We start from the raw sequence: 20908 nt of genomic DNA, 5'->3' as shown, positions 1-20908 counted from the left end.
CGATGAATAAGACAACGTATTTTCCTGGCCTGTTACCGGGGGTTACGCCACCGCTGGCGGGGGTGGCGTTGTCCACGCTGGCGGCGCTCTTTCCCTCTCTAAGCTATGGGGAAAGCTATTTTAATCCGGCCTTTTTATCTGCGGATACGGCAACCGTGGCGGATTTATCACGTTTTGAAAAAGGCAATCACCAGCCTGAAGGCGTTTATCGCGTGGATATCTGGCGCAACGATGAGTTTGTTGCCACTCAGGATATTCGTTTTACTACCAGTGCGGCAAAAGCCGGGGAGAAGTCCGGTGGGTTGATGCCGTGCTTTGGACTCGACTGGGTGAAGCGCCTTGGCGTCAATATCGCCGCGTTTCCGGCACTCAGTAAGGATCCGAACGATACCTGTATCAATCTACCTGAGGCGATTCCTGGCAGCGAGATTGCGTTTGATTTTTCTACCCTGCGCTTAAACGTCAGCCTGCCACAGGCGTCAATGTTAAACAGCGCGCGCGGCTATATTCCACCGGAAGAGTGGGATGAAGGGATCCCAGCCGCACTGGTTAACTACAGCTTTACCGGCAGCCGCGGCAGTGATACTGACAGTTATTTCCTCAGTACGCTCAGTGGTCTGAACTATGGCCCCTGGCGGCTGAGAAACAACGGTGCGTGGAGCTACTCCAAGGGCGACGGATACCACTCACAAAGCTGGAAAAACATCGGTACATGGCTTCAGCGCGCAATTATCCCGCTGAAGGGCGAACTGGTGATGGGCGACAGCAACACTGGCAACGACGTTTTTGACAGCGTCGGGTTTCGCGGTGCGCGGCTCTATTCCTCAGACAGTATGTATCCCGACAGCTTACAGGGCTACGCGCCTACCGTGCGCGGCATTGCGCGTACCGCAGCGAAACTGACCATTCGTCAGAATGGCTATGTAATTTATCAAAGCTATGTTTCACCCGGCGCTTTCTCGATAACCGATCTCAACCCAACGTCATCCAGCGGTGATCTTGAGGTCACGGTGGATGAGAAGGACGGCAGCCAGCAACGCTATACGGTGCCGTACTCCACCGTTCCCTTATTACAACGAGAAGGGCGTTTTAAATATGACGTTGTCGCCGGGGATTTTCGCAGCGGCAATAGCCAGCAATCTTCACCGTTCTTTTTCCAGGGAACATTAATTGCCGGGTTACCAGAGGGCTATACCGCATACGGTGGTACGCAGTTGGCCTCACGTTACACCGCGGTGGTTTTAGGCACCGGTCGAAACCTGGGGGACTGGGGGGCAGTTTCTGTCGATCTCACCCATGCGCGCAGCCAACTGGCGGATGACAGTACGCACCAGGGGCAGTCTTTGCGTTTCTTGTATGCGAAATCGCTGAACAATTTTGGCACTAACTTCCAGTTGTTGGGGTATCGCTACTCAACGCGTGGCTTCTATACCCTCGACGATGTGGCGTATCGCAGTATGGAAGGCTATGAGTACGAATACGACAGTGAGGGCAATCGCCACGACGTGCCCAATGTGACGAGTTACCACAACCTGAGCTACAGCAAAAAGGGCCGTTTCCAGATCAACATTTCGCAGAATCTGGGGGATTACGGATCGCTGTATATCTCGGGTAGTCAGCAGACGTACTGGAATACTTCAGACACCAATACCTGGTATCAACTAGGCTATGCCAGCGGCTGGCAGGGGATTAGCTATTCACTCTCCTGGTCGTGGAATGAATCGGTTGGCATCTCCGACACCGATCGTATTCTGGCGTTCAATATGTCTGTACCGTTCAGCCTGCTGAGCGGACGGCGTTACTCGCGTGATAACGCCCTCGATCGCACCTACGCCACCTTTAATGCCAACCGTAATAGCAACGGACAGAACAGCTGGCAGAGCGGGATCGGCGGTACGTTGCTGGATGGGCGCAATCTGAGCTACAGCGTGAATCAGGGGCACAGCAGCACCAATGGCTATAGCGGAAATGCCAGCGCCAACTGGCAGGCGGCCTACGGTACGCTGGGCGTGGGTTACAACTACGACCGTGACCAGCATGACTACAACTGGCAGCTCTCCGGCGGCGTAGTGGGGCATGCGGACGGCATTACGCTCAGTCAGCCTCTGGGCGATACCAACGTGCTGATTAAAGCGCCGGGCGCGCAGGGTGTACGGATAGAGAACCAGACCGGCGTTCAAACCGACTGGCGCGGATACGCGGTGATGCCGTATGCCACCGTCTATCGCTATAACCGCGTCGCGTTAGATACCAATTCCATGAACAACAATACCGATGTGGAGAATAACGTCAGTAGCGTAGTGCCAACGCAAGGGGCGCTGGTGCGGGCGGCGTTTGATACACGAATCGGTGTGCGGGCGCTGATTACCGCCAAACATGCCGGTAAACCAGTGCCGTTTGGCTCCGTCGTGCGTGAAAACACCAGCGGCGTGACCAGCATGGTGGGTGAAGACGGGCAAATCTACCTGAGCGGCTTGCCGCTAAAAGGCGAGTTGTTGATCCAATGGGGGGAAGGCGCAAACGCGCGCTGCGTGGCGCGCTATGCCTTGCCAGAGGATAGCCTGAAACAAGCGGTAACGCTCACGAACGTGACGTGCGAATCTCCGTCAGCACGACAGGAATAATACGATGAAACGACAAACGGGTTTGTTACTGGGAAGCGCTTTACTGCTGATGGCCCATTCGTCCTGGGCGACGGTCTGCCAAAACTCGAATGGCACGCCAACGGATGTTTTTTACGATCTGTCGAATGTCTTCAACAGTAGTAACAACCAGCCGGGACAGGTGGTGACGTTACCGGAAAAATCTGGCTGGATTGGCGTGAATGCCACCTGTCCGGCCGGGACAACGGTAAATTACACCTATCGAAGCTATGTCACTGAACTTCCGGTTCAAAGTACCGAAGGCGGATTCCAGTATCTGAAGCTCAATGACTACCTGCTGGGGGCCATGAGCATAACCGATAGCTATGCCGGGTTATTTTATCCCCCGCGTAATTACATTCGCATGGGGACTCACCCTAACGTACCTAAGCAGCAGCCTTTTGGCGTGATGGATTCAAAGCTGGTGTTTAAGCTCAAAGTGATCCGCCCGTTTATTAACATGGTGCCGATTCCGCGGCAGACGATGTTCAGCGTCTATGTCACGACCAGTACCGGAGATGCGCTAAGCGTACCGGTTTATACCATCAGCTACAGCGGCAAGGTGGAGGTTCCACAAAACTGCGAAGTAAACGCCGGGCAGATTGTTGAGTTTGATTTTGGTGATATTGGCGCATCGCTGTTTAGCAAGGCAGGAGCGGGAAACCGGCCTGAAGGCATCAATCCGCAGACCAAAACGGTAGCGATAAAATGCACCAACGTCGCTGCACAGGCCTACTTAACCATGCGTGTAGAGGCCGAGAAAGCCACCGGGCAAATGATGGTATCTGACAATCCCGATTTAGGTTTTATTGTCGCCGACAGCAGCGGTAAACCGCTGACGCCCAATAATCTGTCCAGCACTATCCCGTTTCAACTGGATGATAACGCCGCGGCGAGCGTGGGTATTCGAACATGGCCGGTTAGCGTGACGGGCAATAAGCCCACCGAAGGACCTTTTACAGCCCGTGGCTATCTGCGAGTGGATTATGACTAACAAGCAAACGCCAGCCGCAGCGACACTTCTGGCAATGGTGTGCCTGCTGACATTCAGCTCGTTGTGCCATGCCGCTTCGTCGCTGGGGGAAATCAATATTGAACTGCGCGGAAACGTGGTGGACTTTACCTGCGCGGTAATTGCCAGCGACAGCAATAAGTCCGTGGAGCTAGGCACCTGGCCGACCAAGCAGCTTCAGACTAGCGGAGATACTACTCAACCGGTCGCGTTTACGCTGAAGCTAGAAGGCTGCCCGCCGGGTTCCGCTTCGATAACGTTTTCCGGAACTCCGGCCCCGGGCACGACGTTGCTGGCGCTTGATGACGCAGTGATGGCGCAAAAGGTGGCGATTGAACTGCACGACAGCGACCGTACGCGATTGCCGCTCGAGCAGGCCAGTCAGACGGTGGGGATTGATGAGAACGGCAATGCCACGCTGACCTTTTTCGCAAACTATATCGCGTTAGCTGCTGGGGTTCAGCCTGGCATTGCCAGGGCTGATGCCACGTTCATGATTAACTATAACTAATCAATGCGCTAACAAAACACTCCCGAACGAAATCTCGCCGGGAGTGTTATTACATTAATTCATGCATTTTTGCGTAATCGATCAGCTCAACGATGGTGTGCAACCCGAGCTTGGAGTAGATATTAGCCTTGTGAGCGCTAATCGTTTTATTGCTGAGTAACAACTGCTCAGCAATTTCCTTATTGGATAGCCCGTTTGCCAGATAACGCAAAACGGTAACTTCACGGTTAGAGAGCGGCATGTCATGTAAGACGCCTTTTTGTGCATTTATATTGTTAATGAAATTAAGGGTATCCGAAGGAAAAAAGGAATATCCCGATAAAATCATTTTTACCGCATTGTAGATATCATTGAGATCCTTTCGTTTACTGACAAACCCATTTGCACCGGCCCGGATAGCACGCCCGGCATAAAATGACTCGGATTTTGAGGACAGAAACAGTACCCGAGTTTTCTCCTGCAATGACTTTATTCTTTTGAGTAATGTAAACCCATCAGAACCAGGCAGTTCAATATCCAGGATGACAAGATCGACCGGGTACGTGCGCAGATGTTCTATTGCCGTACGGCTGTCATCGGTTTTCAACACTACCTGAATATTACTGTTTTTCTCGAGTAGTACTTCTATCGACATTCTGACAATAGGGTGTTCGTCCATAATGATAACGGATGCTGGTTTCATTGTTGTATGCCTCAAACTGTTTGCGTATCTTGCGAATTTGATAAAACATCAGGCGTTATAATATTGTCAAATAGCCAAGAATTGTTCTGAGGGAGAGCCGAATAAATATTATTTCATCCTTGTTTATTCGGTTGTTCTTCTGCAGAACAATGAATTTGTGGAAAATCCATTTCACACCGGGAAAACTAACAATTAATCAGGAAACTGTGGGGATTATACCTGCTCTGCTCATTCGGAAAAGACTTACAACATCCTGGTTGTTAATGTCAGTTAGGATATTCTGAAAGATCCAGATGTGTTAATGACTATTGGTATTATTTATCTGTGGTTCGAATTATGGCAGATTGAAAATTTTTTTTAAACAGTAAAAACGACACAATAAACCAATTGTTTAGGTTTTGTTAAGATTGCTATAGGACTATTTTTTATTGAAATGCACAGGATCAGTAAGGTTAAGTGTGAGAATGGCTCCAAGTATAATACCAGGAATAGTTGTAAATATTAAATATTTGTAAAAATTAGATCTTTTTTCTTATTCAAGAATAAGTAATTTCCTAAAAAATCTTATAGCACAATGAGTTATGGTGTTAAATTAAATGGGGAGAGGTAACGTTGAGGCGGTGTATCAGATGCAAAAAGCGCTGCCTGCTGGGTAATCCAAGGCGCGTAATCAACTGGTTCAGGCGATAGATGATGCGGTGGTAGGGTTGTGCCTGTAACAATGCAATCTTTTTTAAGGAGTTACCCTGTAATAGCAAGGTAATCAGCTCCCAGTCGAGCTGATTTATACGCCTGGAATGAATATAGTTAAGAACCGGAGATAATAAAGCATGGCGCATCTCGGGGAGGCGCAAATTGCGTGGCAAGATATAAAATGGACCGGACAGTGAAATAAATGTAGTGAGGTCTTCATCGCGACTGGAAAGCATTATGAAGATTTGGATGTCATTATGCTTCTTAATTAGCTGGCGCAGGCTTTCAAGTATATCGAAATAAGGGATTGTTAAGCTTTCAATGTCAATCACTAACTGGCTAATTACCGGCTCTTGCATGCTGAGCAAAGTCGATTCAACGCTCTGGAAGATCGCCGTGCGAGTACCTGAGAATAAATGTCGACTCAGCGCATAGGCCAGATAGTAGTCTGTCGTAATTATCGCCTGAGATATAGTGCCGTCCGGTAAGGTGTATTCGAGTTTTTGCGCCAGATACTCGATCCGGTCAAATACCTGTGAGGTACAGTGGGGAAATTGCCAGCTACAGTTAGCGTTTCGTATACGGCGATAGCGGTCCCGGCGTTTTGCACTGTGCATCCTTTTCCATTCCATTTCTGTTGCGGCAGGTCTGGATAAATTGCTGACTACAGGCATCCCTGAACCAAACTTTTGTCAGCGCAAAGGTGAGTTGACTTGTGCCGTTGGGTTTCAGTGCTTCAACAATCATCAGACTGGCAATTGCGTACTCCATCAGAATAATCTGCCGGAAGTTTTCTGATGTCTTACTCAATGCCCAAAAGATCGTTTTATCCAGTTCAACCTCTCTCTGAGATTAGATAAAATATTACCGGGTGTGTCTTTTTGTTACCCCGGAAATAGTATGGCCGGATTATTCTCGCAGCCTGAAGCCAGGTACAGTAGGAGCCGATGCTTAATCGATGATGAGATATTTCTCAATAAAAATTAGGCAGAGATACCCCGTCTAATTTTGCAGAAAGTTCAGATGGGCGCGGATGTATCTTAAGAATTGCTGATCGTTTTTCACATGCAGCTTTTTCATAATGCTGCGGCGGGTCGCTTTGGCCTGGATATCACTGACTGAGAGCAGATGAGCCGTTTCGGCTAACGTATACCCGCTGGCGAGAAACATTAAGAACTGGCGTTCTTCGATAGAAAAGTTGCGGGTGGTGCAGTAATGGCAGATAGTCGCGGGCACGCTAGTGCGCAGTGCGCGTTTTTGCAGGATGAGGACCAGTTTTTTGGTTATCTCGTCGACGTCATCTTCCCGATAAATCAGTGGCAACATGTACAGGCAGGGACGGAACATTAGCTTATCTTTGTCGTTTTTGCTACAGATGACCACCCGGTGTTGGCGCCTGGTGTGGACAGGAACCATGTAACAATCGGCGCTGAGCCAATCTTCATCCAGTGAGATAAACGCGATTTCAGCGCGATCGATATCTTCGACAGGTAAAAAGCTAATCTCCTGATGCCACTGATTTGCCAGATGGGAGATGATGATTTTCAGTCCATGTTCGAAGTGACTGTTTTCTTCCTTGATGGCGATACTTAACATTAAAGAGTTCCTGACCACTGGAGAGGGGATAAGGGAATGTTAAGCAAAATCATAAATATTCTAAATACATGTATCCCTAAATCTGACGTTTTGCGGGCTGAGTTGTTACCAGGTGATTTCCTGGATACCTTTGAACGAGCAGAAAAAATCAACATTCGTACACTTCGCCAGCAACCGAAACAAAAGGCATTGACTCAGCAAGCGCTGACCGTATAATTCACGCGTTTCATCTGCATGAAGTAATCACTTCGCAATGCGCCCTTAGCTCAGTTGGATAGAGCAACGGCCTTCTAAGCCGTAGGTCGTAGGTTCGAATCCTACAGGGCGTACCATTTCAACGTCACTTCTGATGTTCAGCTTCAGTTAATCGCGACAAATTTTCTTTTGCCAACCACATTTCCACTTCTGTAAGACTTAGTTGTACTTCCTCTCTGAGTGAAAAATCAGCTAGCGGCTGCTGTTCAAGCGCTGCGCACATCCTGCTGGCAGAACGCATCCCCATGCTGGCGCAGCTGCTTTTTAGCTGATGTGCCAGACGTTTTATCTTCTCGTACTCATATGCTGCGCGCGCTGCGTCAATCTCATCTAATACAGGAAGGGTGTGTTGCAGATTGTTAGCCGATGCTGGCATGCAGGTAAGCGAAACGTTTAGCGAGTCAGCCGATCATCTGGCAATTTTTATCGAACTGCTGAGTCATCTGCATTTTTCTCTGGGAGAGTCCGGGCTTAGCCGCCAGCGTATTGATGCGCTGCGCAGAGAAACGCTGGTGGGGCTGTTACGCTGGTTACCGGAATTCACCGCCAAATGCCGCCGCTATGATGACTTTGGTTTCTACGGTGCGCTGAGTCAACTGTTGCTGGCACTGGTCAGGCTGGATATTCAGAACTGAGTGATGGCCTAAGCCACAGAAAAACGGAAATACATTCGTTCTAATGCTTGTCATTTTAACGAAAATGAATGGCCGTAATGAGTAACTGAGAGTAGGACATCCGGAGGCAATGAATCTGTTGCCTCCGGTATATTGCTACATTTACCGCTGAGGTGAACGGAACCCTGAGCAAGAATCACATGTGCTCAATAATGCTTAACCTATAAACGTTAGTGCAAATTCGCCCCCATTTTGACCCTATCACCGCACAACCAGCACGGGACATTTTGCATGGCGTACTACGGCAGCCGCCGTTGAACCCAGCAGATAAGTGCTAAAACCAGGCTTATGTGAGGCAATAACAATAAGCTCAGCGTCTACCGCTTCCGCCAGTTTGAGGATCTGATCCTTCGGCGGGCCGTAAACGACGTGAGTCTGACTCCTGCCTGCAGGAATATTGAACTGCTTAATAATCTCTTCGAGTTTTTCGCTGGCCTTGGCCTGCAGACCGCTTCTGTCCGGGAATTCTGTTGAGTAAGCCAGCCCCAGCGAGGCATAGAACGGAACGGTAGGAATAACGGCTAAAAAGTGGACCTTAGCGGTTTTGGCATGCGCCAGGACCTGTGGAACAACATGGCGGGTTAAATCGGTTTCAGAGATATCAATGGGCACCAGAATTGAGCGATACATATTCACTACCTCCTGTTTGTTTACCTCTACCCAGAGTGTAGCGAAAATCGAATCTGTATAATAAGTGACCAGATCAAGGTTGCATGCATAAATGCGCGTCAATGATAGGTGTGTGTCACAAGTCTTGTCGTGAATGTATATCTGAGCACAACCACAAGAGGGGTATCTTCATTAATACGTGTTATCACGTAATAGAAAAGGGTTCGTTTTTATGTTTTTTCATTATATATTTTATTATATAGCGACTATTGCCAAGGGCATAATTTTAATGCCATTCAGCACTCATCAAACTTTTATTCTGACGTTTCCATAATTAATGGTTAATTAAACCTTGGATTTGGTTTAATTATCTGAATTTAAAAAGGTATTTTATATTTAATTTCGTTCGTATTAATTATGCGAGCGCCTTCAAACTTACCCACATGCTGATTCTCATTTCCCTCTGCGTTTGATGAATATCAATAAGTAGCCGCGTTAGGGTAATTATTGTCTACCCATTAAAGGGTATTCATCTTGTGGGAATAAAAGATGAGAAAAATAAATAAAACCATCCTCGGGACGATGCTGCTGTGCATTGTTCTTGGTGCTGTTATCGTTTTGGCAGGGCAATGGACGTTGCACAAAACCTCAAGCACGGAATTCTGTTTATCGTGTCATACGATGCAGGCACCGTATGAGGAATATACCGGTTCGGTTCACTTTCAGAATCAGAAAGGTATTCGTGCAGAGTGTGCTGATTGTCATATCCCCCAGGGCGGCCTGGATTATCTGGTGGCTAAACTGCGGGCCTCAAAAGATGTTTATCATCAGTTCATAACCAAAAAAATCGATACCCCAGAAAAATTTGAAGAACACCGTCTGGAGATGGCGCAAACCGTTTGGGCACAGCTAAAAGCGAGCGATTCTGCGACCTGCCGTAGCTGTCACAGCATGGAAGCGATGGATCTTGCCGCACAAAGCGCGGAGGCCCAGAAAATGCACAAAATGGGCATCGAGGAAAAGCAAACCTGTATTGATTGCCACAAAGGCGTCGCCCATTTCCCACCTGAAATAAAAATGGATGACAGCGCGCTCAAAGGGCTTGAAGCGCAGTCCGCCTCCACCCCTGCTTCGGCAACAGAGCTTTATGCCGTAAGCAACACCGCGCTGGGCGATTTGGGAACCGTTTACCCGGCAACAAAAATGCAGGTTCTGAAAACAACGGACAATACGCGACAGGTCGAGATTCGCGGTAGCCAGATGCAGGGAAATGAACAGGTCATTTACTACGCGGCAGGACAGCGTTTGATTCTTGCCAGCCTGAGTGAAAAAGGTCAGCAATCGCTGAAGATCCTCTCCGACTGGAAAAAAGATGATTACGGCAATGTGTGGCGAGATGTCGTGCTGCAGGGTGAATGGAGCGGTTCCGCTCTCGCCAGCCGTGAACCGATGTGGGATTACGCACGCAAACTCGACAATGTGTACTGCGCGGGCTGCCATGCGCCAATTCCGGCGAATCATTTCACGCTCAACGCCTGGCCTTCAGTAGCAAAAGGGATGGGCGCTCGCACCAATATCAGTGAAAACGAACTGGATATCCTGAGCCGTTACTTCCAGTACAACGCTAAAGACATGAACAAATAAGCGATAAATCAGGAGAAATCATGAAACTCACAAGACGTGACTTTATTAAGACGGCTGGCGCGGCAACCGGGACAATGGCGATTTCTTCGGTGATCCCAATGCCGGCCTGGGCCGAAGGCCAAAATGGCGGAGCGATTCTGACGGCAGCGCGTTGGGGCGCGGTATACGTGGAAGTAAAAGATGGCAAAGTGGTTTCCTCAAAAGGCGCGTTACCTAAAACGGTGCCGAACTCGTTACAGCAAACCGCACCGGATCAGGTCCATACCAATATCCGCGTAAAATATCCGATGGTGCGCAAAAGCTATCTGGAAAACCCGGGTAATGCGGATGGTAAACGTGGAAGCGATCCTTTCGTGCGGGTTAGCTGGGAGCAGGCACTGAAACTGATACATGAGCAGCATAGCCGGATCCGTAGCAGCTATGGCCCGGCGTCGATATTTGCTGGTTCTTATGGCTGGCGCTCCAGCGGCGTTCTGCATAAAGCGCAAACCTTACTGCAACGCTATATGAGCATGGCCGGTGGTTACGCAGGTCATACCGGAGATTATTCAACCGGTGCCGCGCAGGTGATCATGCCTTACGTTGTGGGATCGGTTGAAGTCTATGAGCAGCAAACCACCTGGCCGATGGTGCTTGAGCACAGTCAGGTCGTGGTGCTGTGGGGGATGAACCCGCTCAATACCCTCAAGATTGCCTGGAGCAGCACGGATGAACAGGGGATTGAATACTTTAATCTGCTGAAGAAATCAGGGAAAAGCGTTATCGCCATCGATCCGATGCGTTCCGAAACCATTGAGTTCTTTGGTGATAATGCAACCTGGATTGCGCCACATATGGGGACCGATGTGGCGATGATGTTAGGGATCGCCCATACGCTGGTGAAGAAAAATCTCCATGACAAAGCCTTCCTGGAAAAATACACCACCGGATATCCGCAATTTGAAGAGTATTTGCTCGGCAAGAGCGACAAAATAGAGAAAACCGCCGAGTGGGCTTCCGGCGTGTGCGGCGTGCCTGCTGAGCAACTGGAGAAGCTGGCGGAAATTTTCTCCAGCAATCAAACCATGCTCATGGCAGGTTGGGGGATTCAGCGTCAGCAATACGGTGAGCAAAAACACTGGATGCTGGTGACTCTGGCGGCGATGCTGGGGCAAATTGGTACCGAAGGCGGTGGTTTCGGATTCTCTTATCACTATTCCAACGGCGGTAACCCAACGCGTACCGGGGGAGTATTGCCAGCCATCTCCGCCCAAATTGAGGGTGGGTCATCTGCGGGTAACGACTGGGCGGTTTCCGATGCGGTGATCAGCCTGCCGGTAGCGCGAATTGTCGAAGCGCTGGAAAATCCAGGCGGCAAATATCAGCATAACGGTAAAGAGCAAACCTTCCCGGATATCAAAATGATCTGGTGGGCGGGCGGCGCTAACTTTACCCATCATCAGGATACTAACCGTTTAATCAAAGCCTGGCAGAAGCCTGAACTGGTTGTCATCTCTGAGTGCTACTGGACCGCAGCGGCCAAACATGCCGATATAGTCCTGCCGATCACCACGTCGTTTGAGCGCAACGATCTGACCATGACCGGTGATTACAGTAACCAACATCTGGTACCGATGAAGCAGGTCATTGAGCCGCAGTTTGAAGCACGCAGTGATTTTGACGTATTTGCCGATCTGGCGGAGATGCTCAAGCCTGGCGGTAAGGCGGTCTACACCGAGGGCAAAGATGAAATGGCGTGGCTGAAGCAGTTCTATGATGCCGCGCAAAAAGCCGCCCGCGCCCAGCGTATCGCCATGCCTCAGTTCAACGCGTTTTGGCAGCAAAACAAACTGATCGAAATGCGTGAGAATGAAAAGAATAACAAATATGTACGCTACGCGGATTTCCGCAGCGATCCGGTGATGAATGCGCTTGGAACGCCGAGCGGTAAGATAGAAATCTACTCAAAAACGATTGAAGGCTATCAATACAAAGATTGCCCGCCGCATGCGTCATGGATTGAACCCGATGAATGGAAAGGAACTGCGGATAAAGATCAACTGCAGCTACTGACGGCGCACCCGGCACATCGTCTGCATAGTCAGTTGAACTACGCTTCGCTGCGCAAAGAGTACGCGATTGCCAATCGTGAGCCGGTAACGATTCACCCGGATGATGCGAAAGCCAGAGGTATTGCCGAAGGCGATCTGGTACGCGTATGGAACGCGCGTGGACAGGTGCTGGTGGGGGCACACATCAGTGACGGTATCAAACCGGGAATTATCTGTATCCATGAAGGCGCATGGCCAGATATTGAGAACGGTCTCTGCAAAAATGGCGGCGCGAACGTGCTGACGGCGGATATCCCAACCTCAAGGCTGGCGAATGGCTGTGCGGGGAATACCAGCCTGGTATACGCAGAGAAATTCACCGGCGAAGCGCCAAAACTCACCGTCTTTGATGAGCCAGCAATCGTCACTCTGTAATGATGGTTGAAAAGCGGGGGCCGTAAGGCTCCCGCTTTTTATTGCTGTTTCGGCAATGTCTTATCGCCGTTACTCTGCCAGCACAATCACATCTCCCGTTGCCGGGGCGTCAGTTCCCGGTAGCCACAATCGACCCCACGAACCGGTGCAATGACAGCCGAGTAGTTTTTCTGGTTGTTGTTGCTTAATAAATTGTCGGGTTCGCCATAGCTTAGCGGGGGAGGCAGCGCGTAAATGGAACCCACCGACGAGGGCGTAAATTTGGTTAACGCCGGTGATGTTTTGGCAATGGCGTACGATATTCTCTATTCCCCGATGCCCGCATCCGGTAATGATGACTAACCCGCGATCAGATTTATAGATCAATACGCCTTCGTCGCTGATGTAATCCGGTTGAGGTGTTTTCTCGCTAATAACGCCATAGGCCTGTGGAGTGGCGACACTAATTTCCCCGGACCACAAAAATCGATCGCTGATCGCCAACGGTTCACGGGTGTATTCCATGATTAGTCGAGAGTAGTCGTTATCACGCGAGAGTTTTTTTATTTTTCTTGGCGTTCCCGCCAGGGTTATTGAGGCATACCGTTCGCAGGCTATTTGGGGATGGCAAATGATACGACTGTTATCCGCCAGCCACGGCACGCCGCCACAGTGATCGTAATGGCCGTGCGAAAGAACCACGGCGGTCAATTGCGTCAGGTCTACGCCCATTTGCGCGGCGTTAAGTATGAAGCTGTCGTCCGGGCCGGTATCAAATAGTATGGTGGTGGTTTCATCCTGAACTAACAGACTTAGTCCAGGCTTTGCCCGTAATGATTTATCTGCGCTCGCAGCGCGCCTGTTTTCAAGCAATACCGTGAGGGTTAATGCCATGCCTGACTCCAGTATTAAAACGGCATACTGTAATACATGACCGTTGAGAGCGCTGTGATCGCAGCGCTCTTTGTGCTGACTTAGCGGTGATAGTAATGGCCGTCATCATCGGAGTGATGGTGACTATGCCGCCACGCATGCTGGTTCTCCCTTTGCTCGCGCTCCTGGCGTTCATGCTCTTTATCACGGTTGGCTTCACGATTTTTGTGATTAGCGATCGCCGTGGCAACTGCTGCGGCCCCAATACCAGCAGCGGCTGCAGAAAGATAAGGATGTTCGGCACAACCCGACAGACTAGCCATAATAACCAACGTGGAAATCAGTTTTTTCATTGTGGCGGTATCCGTTACTCGCGCACAATTTTGCCAGCATTCCCGGCATCGCTGTCATTCCAGCTACCGCGACCATTCGTTTTAATGGTGTAAGTGGCATAGCCGACACGGAAGGTCATCGTATCCTGATAGGTATTTACGTCACGCACTTCATTACCATTGACGTACACGCTGGAACCCTCGACGTGAATATCAACGCTGCGTTGACCATTGGCAAATTTGGCTACGTAATTTCCGCTGAATTTGCCGTAAATATCGGCATTATCGTGGTTATCCCGGTCAGCGGTATTTTGCTGCTCTTCACCATGACGATGATGACGGCTCTGCTGGCTGTTGCCGTTCTCAATAAAGCCATGATCGCGGTTCCACTGATAGGATTTATTGATATCGCAGCCATTGAGTTCACTCATTTGTGTACAACCTGAATGTTCATACTTTTTCTGCATTGCCGGGGTAATTGCGCATGCCGTTGTGGCCGTTGTCAGGCCGAGGACAAAGAGGGTCAGCAGACGTTTTTTCATTTTTTGCTCACTATCATCATTAAGTTTATTTATAGGAATACGAACTGTTTGAATGTCATGTTTACGACGACGGCAGTCTCCCATTAAATATTAATGACGCATACCAGGGGGAATCCTAATTTATATTAATGGTGAGGGTGTGGGGGCTGTAATATGCAACATTACAAGCAGGTGAATTACGTAGTTTATACAAGTAAGATAAAACGCTTAATTATATTTACTTTTTAATGAAGTGTTTAAAGAAATATTAATATTGACATTAACGGCAGGAACGCAGGCTTGTAAATGTACAGGCCTGCGTGGCGCGTTTTGTCCGCAATATTCATACATAGCGTATTGATGGACATTTTATTCAACACAGGACAAGGTTACCCTTGCGCGGGGATCTGTGCGCGGTGCTGCCTGGCCTGAGCCTCATGGGCATATGAATGACCGTTATTCACTGACTGGTGAACGACCATCGCTTTTTCATGTTTATTCATTTGTGAAAAGGGGCGTGCCTGGGATGGCGTTGACGTTGAGTTATTCGTCTGCGCGACGTGTTCTTGCGCCATTTGTTGATGTGCAGGGGCACTGCTGTTATTCATCATTTCATGGGCTGCTGCGGCCTGCTGATGCATTTTGGGGGTGTCGGCCGCATTAACGCCAGCTGAAATAAAAAACGCGATAGCGAAAAAAGAGGATATCTTATTCATCATATTTCTCCTGTTTGGGTTTACGGAAGAAATTATAATTGGTGAGGGCTGTCAGCGGCGTGACAGGATTATGACGGTTATGTCAGAGAATCGGTGATGATATATATACCGGTCATACTTCAAGCTGCATATGCGCAGGCTGCGCTCGTTCACCCCAGTCATTTACTTAAGTAAGTGACCGGGGATTCCCTCTCTTGCCGCCTTCCTGCAACTCGAATTGTTTAAGGTATAAACGCCATTACCATAAATTACATCGCATGTTTGGGCAGCGTCAGAATAAAACGGGTGGCAAGCTGATCGGATGTCACCGAGACTTTCCCCTGATGGGCGATAACAATCGATTTCACAATCGCCAGGCCAATACCGCTGCCTTCGCCTTTACGCTGTCGCGAAGGGTCAACCCGATAAAACCGATCAAATAGCCGCGATAGATGCTGTGGGGGAATGGGGGGGCCGGGATTTTCCACGACTATCTGGACCAGGCCATCCGCCTCTTTCACCCGCACGGTTACCGACTCGCCCTTTGGCGTGTAGCGCATGGCATTTGAAAGCAGATTACTCATTGCCCGGCGTAGCATTAACGGATCGCCTGAAACCCAGCATGCGCGTCCTTCAAAACGTAAGCTAACCTCGCGCTCTTCTGCCCAGGCTTCGAAAAAGTCGAACACTTTACCAACCTCATCGGCCAGATTAAGCGCTGTCTTTTCCGGGATAAGCTGATTGTTGTCTGCCTGCGCCAGAAACAGCATGTCGCTTACCATTTTCGACATACGACCAAACTCTTCAAGATTGGAATACAGCACGTCTTCCAGCTCTTTTTGGCTACGGGTTTGGCTGAGCGCAATTTCCGTTTGTGTGACCAGGTTGGTTATTGGCGTGCGGATCTCATGGGCAATATCCGCCGAGAAGTTCGACTGACGTTTAAATACATCCTCAATGCGTTCGATCATGTGATTAAACGAACTTACCAGCTGTTCCAGTTCAATAGGGACCGCTTGCGGATCGAGGCGCACATCAAGATCTTTTGAGGTGATATTTTGGATGCGCCGACTGACATTACGGATCGGTTCATGGCCTTTATACACAGCGAACAGCACGATAAATACAATCATCATGCTAATCAGCGATGCCGTCATAATCAGTTTGTTTTTCAGGTCGTTAATATAGTGCAGATGAAAATCGATCGATAACGCCAGATACAGCGTATACGCCGCTTTTCCATCAGTCAGCTTTCCTACCGGCAGGCGAATCATTCGCCAGTTAGACGACGTTTTTTGTCCGTGAATATGTTTGGCCGTTTGCAGTGTTGGGCCGGATATAATAAAAACATCGCTGGCATGGGCATTTTTATCCGGTCTTGCGCTGGCGATAAATTGCCGGAGATCCGGCGCATTTGGCGAATGAAAAATGGCTTTCTGCTTACTGTCTTCCAGAGAAATAATGACGTTCGAGTAGCCCTCTACCACGTTTTTCAGCGTTTCCAGGCGGCGTGATTCTGGCTCGTTGGGTTGGTTAATAATCCGCTCCAGCGTGGCGCTGATCTCTTGTAAATCATTGATGTCCTGCTCGGCGAAATGGACCTTCACGGAGTGGATCATTATCCATGCAAAGGCGAAAAATGAAGCGATCGTCGCCAGACTGATAAAAAAGGTCAGTCGTGTCGCCAGCGAAAAAGGGCGCCGCCATCGTTTACTGGGCATCAGGAACCTCAAGCATATATCCCACGCCGCGTACGGTCTGAATCAGTTTCGGCTCAAAATCGTTATCAATTTTGGCGCGCAGACGCTTAACGGCGACGTCGATGGCATTGGTATCGCTGTCAAAATTCATATCCCAGACCTGGGAAGCGATCAGCGAGCGGGGTAAAACTTCCCCTTGATGACGCAGGAAAAACTCAAGCAGCGTAAACTCTTTGCTGGTCAGGGTAATACGCGTCCCGCTGCGGGTGACTTTTCTGCTGACCAGATCGACCATTAAATCCGCGACCTGAAACTGGCTTTCGACAATCACCGCCGCACCCCGGCGCAGCAGCGTTCTGACCCGCGCCAGCAGTTCGGCGAAGGCGAACGGTTTGACCAGATAATCATCAGCGCCTAATTCCAGACCCTTAACCCGATGTTCAATGGTACCCAGCGCGGTGAGGAGAAGAATGGGCATCCCTTTGTTAGCGGAACGCAGCATCCGTACGATATCCCAGCCGTTTACATCCGGCAGCATGATGTCGAGTATGAGCAGGTCGTAATCGCCGGTCATCGCCAGGTGGTACCCGTTCAGGCCGTTATCCGCTAAATCCACGACAAAACCCGCTTCCGTCAGGCCTTTCGTCAGGTATTCACCGGTTTTTTTCTCATCTTCGACTATCAACACCTTCATCGCATTCTCCTTCTCACACGGGTTGTGCGGACTTTCAATTCTAGGGAAGCGGGATCGGATAGCAATCGGTTATTGGGAAAATGACAGTTTTGTCATTTTCCTGTCACCGCTTAAACAGAGTCACTTCGTTAAAGTACAACACTATAAATTCCTACATTTTTTAGGGCCATCAGTCCGGTCAGGACGAGAAGAACTATGAGCAAATTTAAGCTTCTTACCCTCAGCGCTGTATTCGTTCTCGCCGGTTGTTCATTGGCGCCGGACTATCAGCGTCCGACATTGCCTGTGCCGCAGCAATTCTCCTTAAGCCAGAATGCCCTGGTTTCTGCACCGGTGGGATATCAGAACACGGGCTGGCGGAGCTTCTTCGTTGACTCTCAGGTAAAGGCGCTGATTGGCGAGGCGCTGGTCAATAACCGCGATTTACGTATGGCAGTGCTAAAAGTTCAGGAAGCGAGAGCGCAATATGGCGTCACGGACGCTGACCGCTATCCGCAAATCACGGCAGGTTCCAGCGGTACTTACAGCGGCAAATTAAAAGGCGATAGCAGCACCGATCGTGAATTCGAAGCTGGACTCAATCTTAGTTTCGATCTGGACTTCTTTGGTCGGCTGAAAAATATGAGTGAAGCTGAGCGACAGAATTTCTTTGCCAGCGAAGAGGCGCGTCGGGCGGTGCACATCTCATTAATCTCCAACGTATCGCAAAGTTATTTCAATCAGCGTCTGGCTTATACACAACTGCAAATTGCCGAAGAAACGCTGCAAAACTATCAGCGTTCTTACGCTTTTGTTGAGAAGCAGTTGCTGACCGGAAGCACCAACGTGCTGGCGCTGGAACAGGCGCGGGGCGTGATTGAAAGCACGCGCAGCGAAATCGCGAAGCGTAAAGGTGAACTGGCGCAGGCGAACAACGCGCTGCAACTGTTGCTGGGTACGTACGGGAAATTACCCAACGACCAGATGCGCAGCAGCGGGGATATCAAACCAGTAACGCTGCCGCCATCGCTCTCGTCGCAAATCCTGTTGCAGCGCCCGGATATTTTGGAAGCTGAACACGGATTAATGGCGGCGAATGCCAATATCGGCGCCGCACGAGCAGCGTTTTTCCCGTCGATTACCTTGACCAGTTCGGTTTCCAGCAGCAGCGGCGATCTCTCCAGCTTATTTAATGCGACCAGCGGCATGTGGAATTTTGTCCCCAAAATAGATATTCCCATTTTTAACGCCGGACGTAATCAGTCCAATCTCGACCTCGCTGAAATTCGCCAACAGCAGTCGGTGGTTAATTACGAACAAAAAATTCAGAACGCGTTTAAAGAGGTGGCGGATGCGCTGGTGTTGCGCCAAAGCATTGCCGATCAAATTAGTGGTCAGCAGCGCTACCTGACGTCATTGCAAATCACCTTACAACGCGCCAGAGCGCTTTATCAAAATGGTGCGGTTAGCTACATCGAAGTACTGGACGCCGAACGTTCTTTATTCGCTACGCAGCAATCGCTGCTCGATCTTAATTACGCCCAACAGGTTAATGAAATTAAGCTGTTTGCTGCCTTAGGCGGCGGTTGGGTGGAGTAATCCTTAATATTAACTTTTCAGGAGCATCAAGTATGAATACTACCGCCAAAGCCGTGTTGTTTAGCTTTTTCTCTGTGGTCATGTTTAACGCTCAGGCCAATGAGCATCAGCATGGCGAGATGATGAACATGCAGCCAGCGGCCCAACAGGAAGACGTCATTAGCGCCACCGGGGTGATTGAAGCTATTGATAAAGAAAGTAAAAAAATCACGATCAAGCATGATCCCATTGCCGCGGTGAACTGGCCTGCCATGACGATGCGTTTTACGCTGGTTGCCGACACCAAGGCTGACGATATTAAACCCGGCGATAAGGTTGCGTTTACGTTTGTTCAGCAGGGAAATCTCTCTGTGTTACGCGATATTCACATCAGTAAATAACGTTCTCGCTGGTCTCTTTTATTCTTGCCCGGATTCTTCGAAATGCGGGTGAGACTATCGCGCAATGGAAATCACTATGGCGTCTTTAAATATTAAAAATACCGCGCTTATTCTCGCTGGCATGATTGTCGGTGGGGTTATTTCTGTCGGTATTTATACTTATTATTCATCAGCAAACGTAACGGCTGAAACCGGGCAGGCTTCGCAAAAAGAAGCCAGAAAAGTGTTGTTCTGGTATGACCCCATGTACCCGAACACGCGCTTTGATAAGCCGGGTAAATCACCGTTTATGGATATGGATCTGATCCCCAAATATGCCGATGAAGAGACCGCGAGCGCGTCAGCGCCTGGCGTGCGTATCGATCCTACTCAGACCCAAAATTTGGGTCTGAAAACAGAACCTGTGCGCCGTGGCCCGCTGCACTATGCGCAAACTTTCCCGGCTAACGTTAGCTATAACGAATACCAGTTTGTTATTGTCCAGGCTCGCTCCGCAGGCTTTATCGAAAAGGTTTACCCGCTAACCGTGGGCGACAAAATTAAGCAAGGTGCGCCGCTTATCGATCTGACGATTCCCGACTGGGTTGAGGCGCAGAGCGAATATTTGTTACTGCGGGAGACCGGCGGCAGCGCGACACAGGTGGAAGGGATTCTGGAGAGATTACGTCTGGCCGGTATGCCGGAAGCGGATATTCAGCGCTTAAAATCGACGCGTAAAATTCAGACCCGCTTTACCCTGAAAGCCCCTATTGATGGGGTGATTACCGCATTCGATTTGCGTACCGGCATGAACATTTCCAAAGACAATGTGGTTGCGAAAATTCAGGGGATGGACCCGGTATGGGTCAGCGCGTCGGTCCCGGAATCTATCGCCTGGCTGATCAAAGACGCCTCGCAATTTACCATCACCGTGCCCGCCTGGCCGGATAAGCCTTTCACCATTAGCAAGTGGAATATCTTACCTAGTGTCGATGCCACCACGCGTACGCTGCAGATCCGTTTGCAGGTCAATAACCCTGATGAGGCGCTCAAGCCGGGGATGAATGCTTACCTGCAACTGAAAACGCAAAGTGAACCGATGCTGCTGATCCCCTCAAAGGCGTTGATTGATACAGGCACCGAGCAACGGGTGATCACCGTCGATAACGAAGGTCGATTTGTACCGAAGCAGGTTGCGGTATTCCATGAATCTCAAGGGCTGACGGCTATCCGCTCAGGCCTGACTGAAGGTGAAAAAGTGGTGTCCAGTGGTCTGTTCCTGATTGATTCCGAGGCGAATATCTCTGGCGCACTGGACCGTATGCGCGCGCAGAACAGTGGTGCGCAAGACGCATCCGCAAAGCCAGCCCAGGCGACCCATTCACACTGAGGAC

At 49.7% G+C, this 20908-nt stretch carries 20 protein-coding genes, 1 tRNA gene and 1 pseudogene; 11 read left to right on the top strand and 11 right to left on the bottom strand.

Annotated elements, in window-relative coordinates; translation table 11 throughout:
- Positions 1-2 precede the first annotated feature (2 nt).
- Genes HVZ39_RS18500 through sfmF form a run of 3 tightly spaced genes read left to right on the top strand, consistent with a single transcriptional unit; the run spans position 3 to position 4165 of the window.
- The gene (locus HVZ39_RS18500; RefSeq protein WP_181632816.1) at positions 3-2624 is read left to right on the top strand and encodes a fimbrial biogenesis usher protein; all 2622 of its coding nucleotides are present in this window, start codon (positions 3-5) and stop codon (positions 2622-2624) included.
- A 49-nt stretch (positions 2625-2673) separates the two neighbouring features.
- Positions 2674-3636, top strand: coding sequence for a type 1 fimbria D-mannose specific adhesin FimH (gene fimH / locus HVZ39_RS18495; protein ID WP_230675908.1), 963 nt, complete (start codon positions 2674-2676; stop codon positions 3634-3636).
- The gene (sfmF, locus tag HVZ39_RS18490) at positions 3629-4165 is read left to right on the top strand and encodes a fimbria assembly protein (protein ID WP_181632815.1); all 537 of its coding nucleotides are present in this window, start codon (positions 3629-3631) and stop codon (positions 4163-4165) included. Before fimH ends, sfmF begins: the two co-directional genes overlap by 8 nt.
- A 49-nt stretch (positions 4166-4214) precedes the next feature.
- Here the strand turns inward: sfmF and fimZ are convergent, their stop codons facing one another.
- The 3 genes from fimZ to fimW form a co-directional block, all read right to left on the bottom strand.
- Complete coding sequence (fimZ, locus tag HVZ39_RS18485) at positions 4215-4847, bottom strand: fimbria biosynthesis transcriptional regulator FimZ (protein ID WP_016152131.1); 633 nt, start codon at positions 4845-4847, stop codon at positions 4215-4217.
- 587 nt (positions 4848-5434) lie between these two features.
- Entirely contained in the window at positions 5435-6157 is a 723-nt protein-coding gene (locus HVZ39_RS18480) for a hypothetical protein (protein WP_046276057.1), read from the bottom strand.
- 385 nt (positions 6158-6542) lie between these two features.
- A complete protein-coding gene (gene fimW / locus HVZ39_RS18475) occupies positions 6543-7136 on the bottom strand; it encodes a fimbria biosynthesis transcriptional regulator FimW (protein WP_016155913.1) in 594 nt (197 codons plus the stop codon).
- A 36-nt stretch (positions 7137-7172) separates the two neighbouring features.
- Between fimW and HVZ39_RS18470 the strand changes: the two genes are divergently transcribed.
- Complete coding sequence (locus HVZ39_RS18470; RefSeq protein WP_016152134.1) at positions 7173-7352, top strand: hypothetical protein; 180 nt, start codon at positions 7173-7175, stop codon at positions 7350-7352.
- Positions 7353-7391: 39 nt separating this feature from the next.
- A tRNA-Arg gene (locus HVZ39_RS18465) sits at positions 7392-7468 on the top strand.
- Between the two features lie 8 nt (positions 7469-7476).
- On the opposite strand, the gene HVZ39_RS18460 is transcribed toward HVZ39_RS18465, so the two are convergent.
- Complete coding sequence (locus HVZ39_RS18460) at positions 7477-7767, bottom strand: Hpt domain-containing protein (RefSeq protein WP_249419241.1); 291 nt, start codon at positions 7765-7767, stop codon at positions 7477-7479.
- Between HVZ39_RS18460 and HVZ39_RS18455 the strand changes: the two are divergent.
- Positions 7745-8026: pseudogene (locus tag HVZ39_RS18455) on the top strand (molecular chaperone TorD family protein); the annotation flags it as partial. The gene HVZ39_RS18460 and the pseudogene HVZ39_RS18455 overlap by 23 nt on opposite strands.
- 240 nt (positions 8027-8266) lie before the next feature.
- Here the strand turns inward: HVZ39_RS18455 and uspF are convergent.
- Entirely contained in the window at positions 8267-8695 is a 429-nt protein-coding gene (gene uspF, locus HVZ39_RS18450) for a universal stress protein UspF (RefSeq protein ID WP_016152141.1), read from the bottom strand.
- Positions 8696-9223: 528 nt separating this feature from the next.
- Here uspF and HVZ39_RS18445 point away from each other — a divergent pair.
- A complete protein-coding gene (locus tag HVZ39_RS18445; protein WP_181632814.1) occupies positions 9224-10318 on the top strand; it encodes a NapC/NirT family cytochrome c in 1095 nt (364 codons plus the stop codon).
- Positions 10319-10338: 20 nt separating this feature from the next.
- On the top strand, positions 10339-12783 hold the full coding sequence (locus HVZ39_RS18440; protein ID WP_181632813.1) for a trimethylamine-N-oxide reductase 2: 2445 nt from the start codon (positions 10339-10341) through the stop codon (positions 12781-12783).
- Between the two features lie 69 nt (positions 12784-12852).
- Here the strand turns inward: HVZ39_RS18440 and HVZ39_RS18435 are convergent, their stop codons facing one another.
- The 6 genes from HVZ39_RS18435 to cusR all read right to left on the bottom strand — a co-directional run bounded on the left by HVZ39_RS18435 (position 12853) and on the right by cusR (position 17577).
- A complete protein-coding gene (locus HVZ39_RS18435) occupies positions 12853-13656 on the bottom strand; it encodes an MBL fold metallo-hydrolase (RefSeq protein ID WP_155574041.1) in 804 nt (267 codons plus the stop codon).
- Between the two features lie 80 nt (positions 13657-13736).
- Positions 13737-13988 carry a membrane lipoprotein lipid attachment site-containing protein gene (locus tag HVZ39_RS18430; protein WP_019076216.1) on the bottom strand — a complete coding sequence of 84 codons (252 nt, stop codon included), beginning with the start codon at positions 13986-13988 and terminating at the stop codon, positions 13737-13739.
- 14 nt (positions 13989-14002) lie between these two features.
- Positions 14003-14509 carry a hypothetical protein gene (locus HVZ39_RS18425; protein WP_047358081.1) on the bottom strand — a complete coding sequence of 169 codons (507 nt, stop codon included), beginning with the start codon at positions 14507-14509 and terminating at the stop codon, positions 14003-14005.
- Between the two features lie 368 nt (positions 14510-14877).
- The gene (locus tag HVZ39_RS18420) at positions 14878-15204 is read right to left on the bottom strand and encodes a copper-binding protein (RefSeq protein WP_181633709.1); all 327 of its coding nucleotides are present in this window, start codon (positions 15202-15204) and stop codon (positions 14878-14880) included.
- Positions 15205-15452: 248 nt separating this feature from the next.
- Entirely contained in the window at positions 15453-16904 is a 1452-nt protein-coding gene (locus HVZ39_RS18415) for a Cu(+)/Ag(+) sensor histidine kinase (protein ID WP_181632812.1), read from the bottom strand.
- A complete protein-coding gene (cusR, locus tag HVZ39_RS18410) occupies positions 16894-17577 on the bottom strand; it encodes a copper response regulator transcription factor CusR (RefSeq protein ID WP_016152149.1) in 684 nt (227 codons plus the stop codon). Before cusR ends, HVZ39_RS18415 begins: the two co-directional genes overlap by 11 nt.
- Before the next feature lie 195 nt (positions 17578-17772).
- On the opposite strand from cusR, the gene HVZ39_RS18405 reads away from it, so the two are divergent.
- The 3 genes from HVZ39_RS18405 to HVZ39_RS18395 all read left to right on the top strand — a co-directional run bounded on the left by HVZ39_RS18405 (position 17773) and on the right by HVZ39_RS18395 (position 20904).
- Positions 17773-19155: an efflux transporter outer membrane subunit gene (locus HVZ39_RS18405; RefSeq protein WP_181632811.1), complete on the top strand. Its 1383-nt coding sequence runs from the start codon at positions 17773-17775 to the stop codon at positions 19153-19155.
- A gap of 32 nt (positions 19156-19187) precedes the next feature.
- Positions 19188-19535, top strand: a complete 348-nt coding sequence (gene cusF / locus HVZ39_RS18400; protein ID WP_181632810.1) for a cation efflux system protein CusF — start codon at positions 19188-19190, stop codon at positions 19533-19535.
- A gap of 76 nt (positions 19536-19611) precedes the next feature.
- Complete coding sequence (locus tag HVZ39_RS18395; RefSeq protein ID WP_016155926.1) at positions 19612-20904, top strand: efflux RND transporter periplasmic adaptor subunit; 1293 nt, start codon at positions 19612-19614, stop codon at positions 20902-20904.
- The last annotated feature ends 4 nt before the right edge of the window (positions 20905-20908 follow it).

The sequence above is a fragment of the Citrobacter sp. RHB35-C21 genome (assembly GCF_013816515.1).
In the GTDB taxonomy this organism is placed as follows: Bacteria; Pseudomonadota; Gammaproteobacteria; order Enterobacterales; family Enterobacteriaceae; genus Citrobacter; species Citrobacter braakii.
Note: the sequence above shows the minus strand (reverse complement) of the source record. Positions and strands in the feature narration are given on the sequence as shown.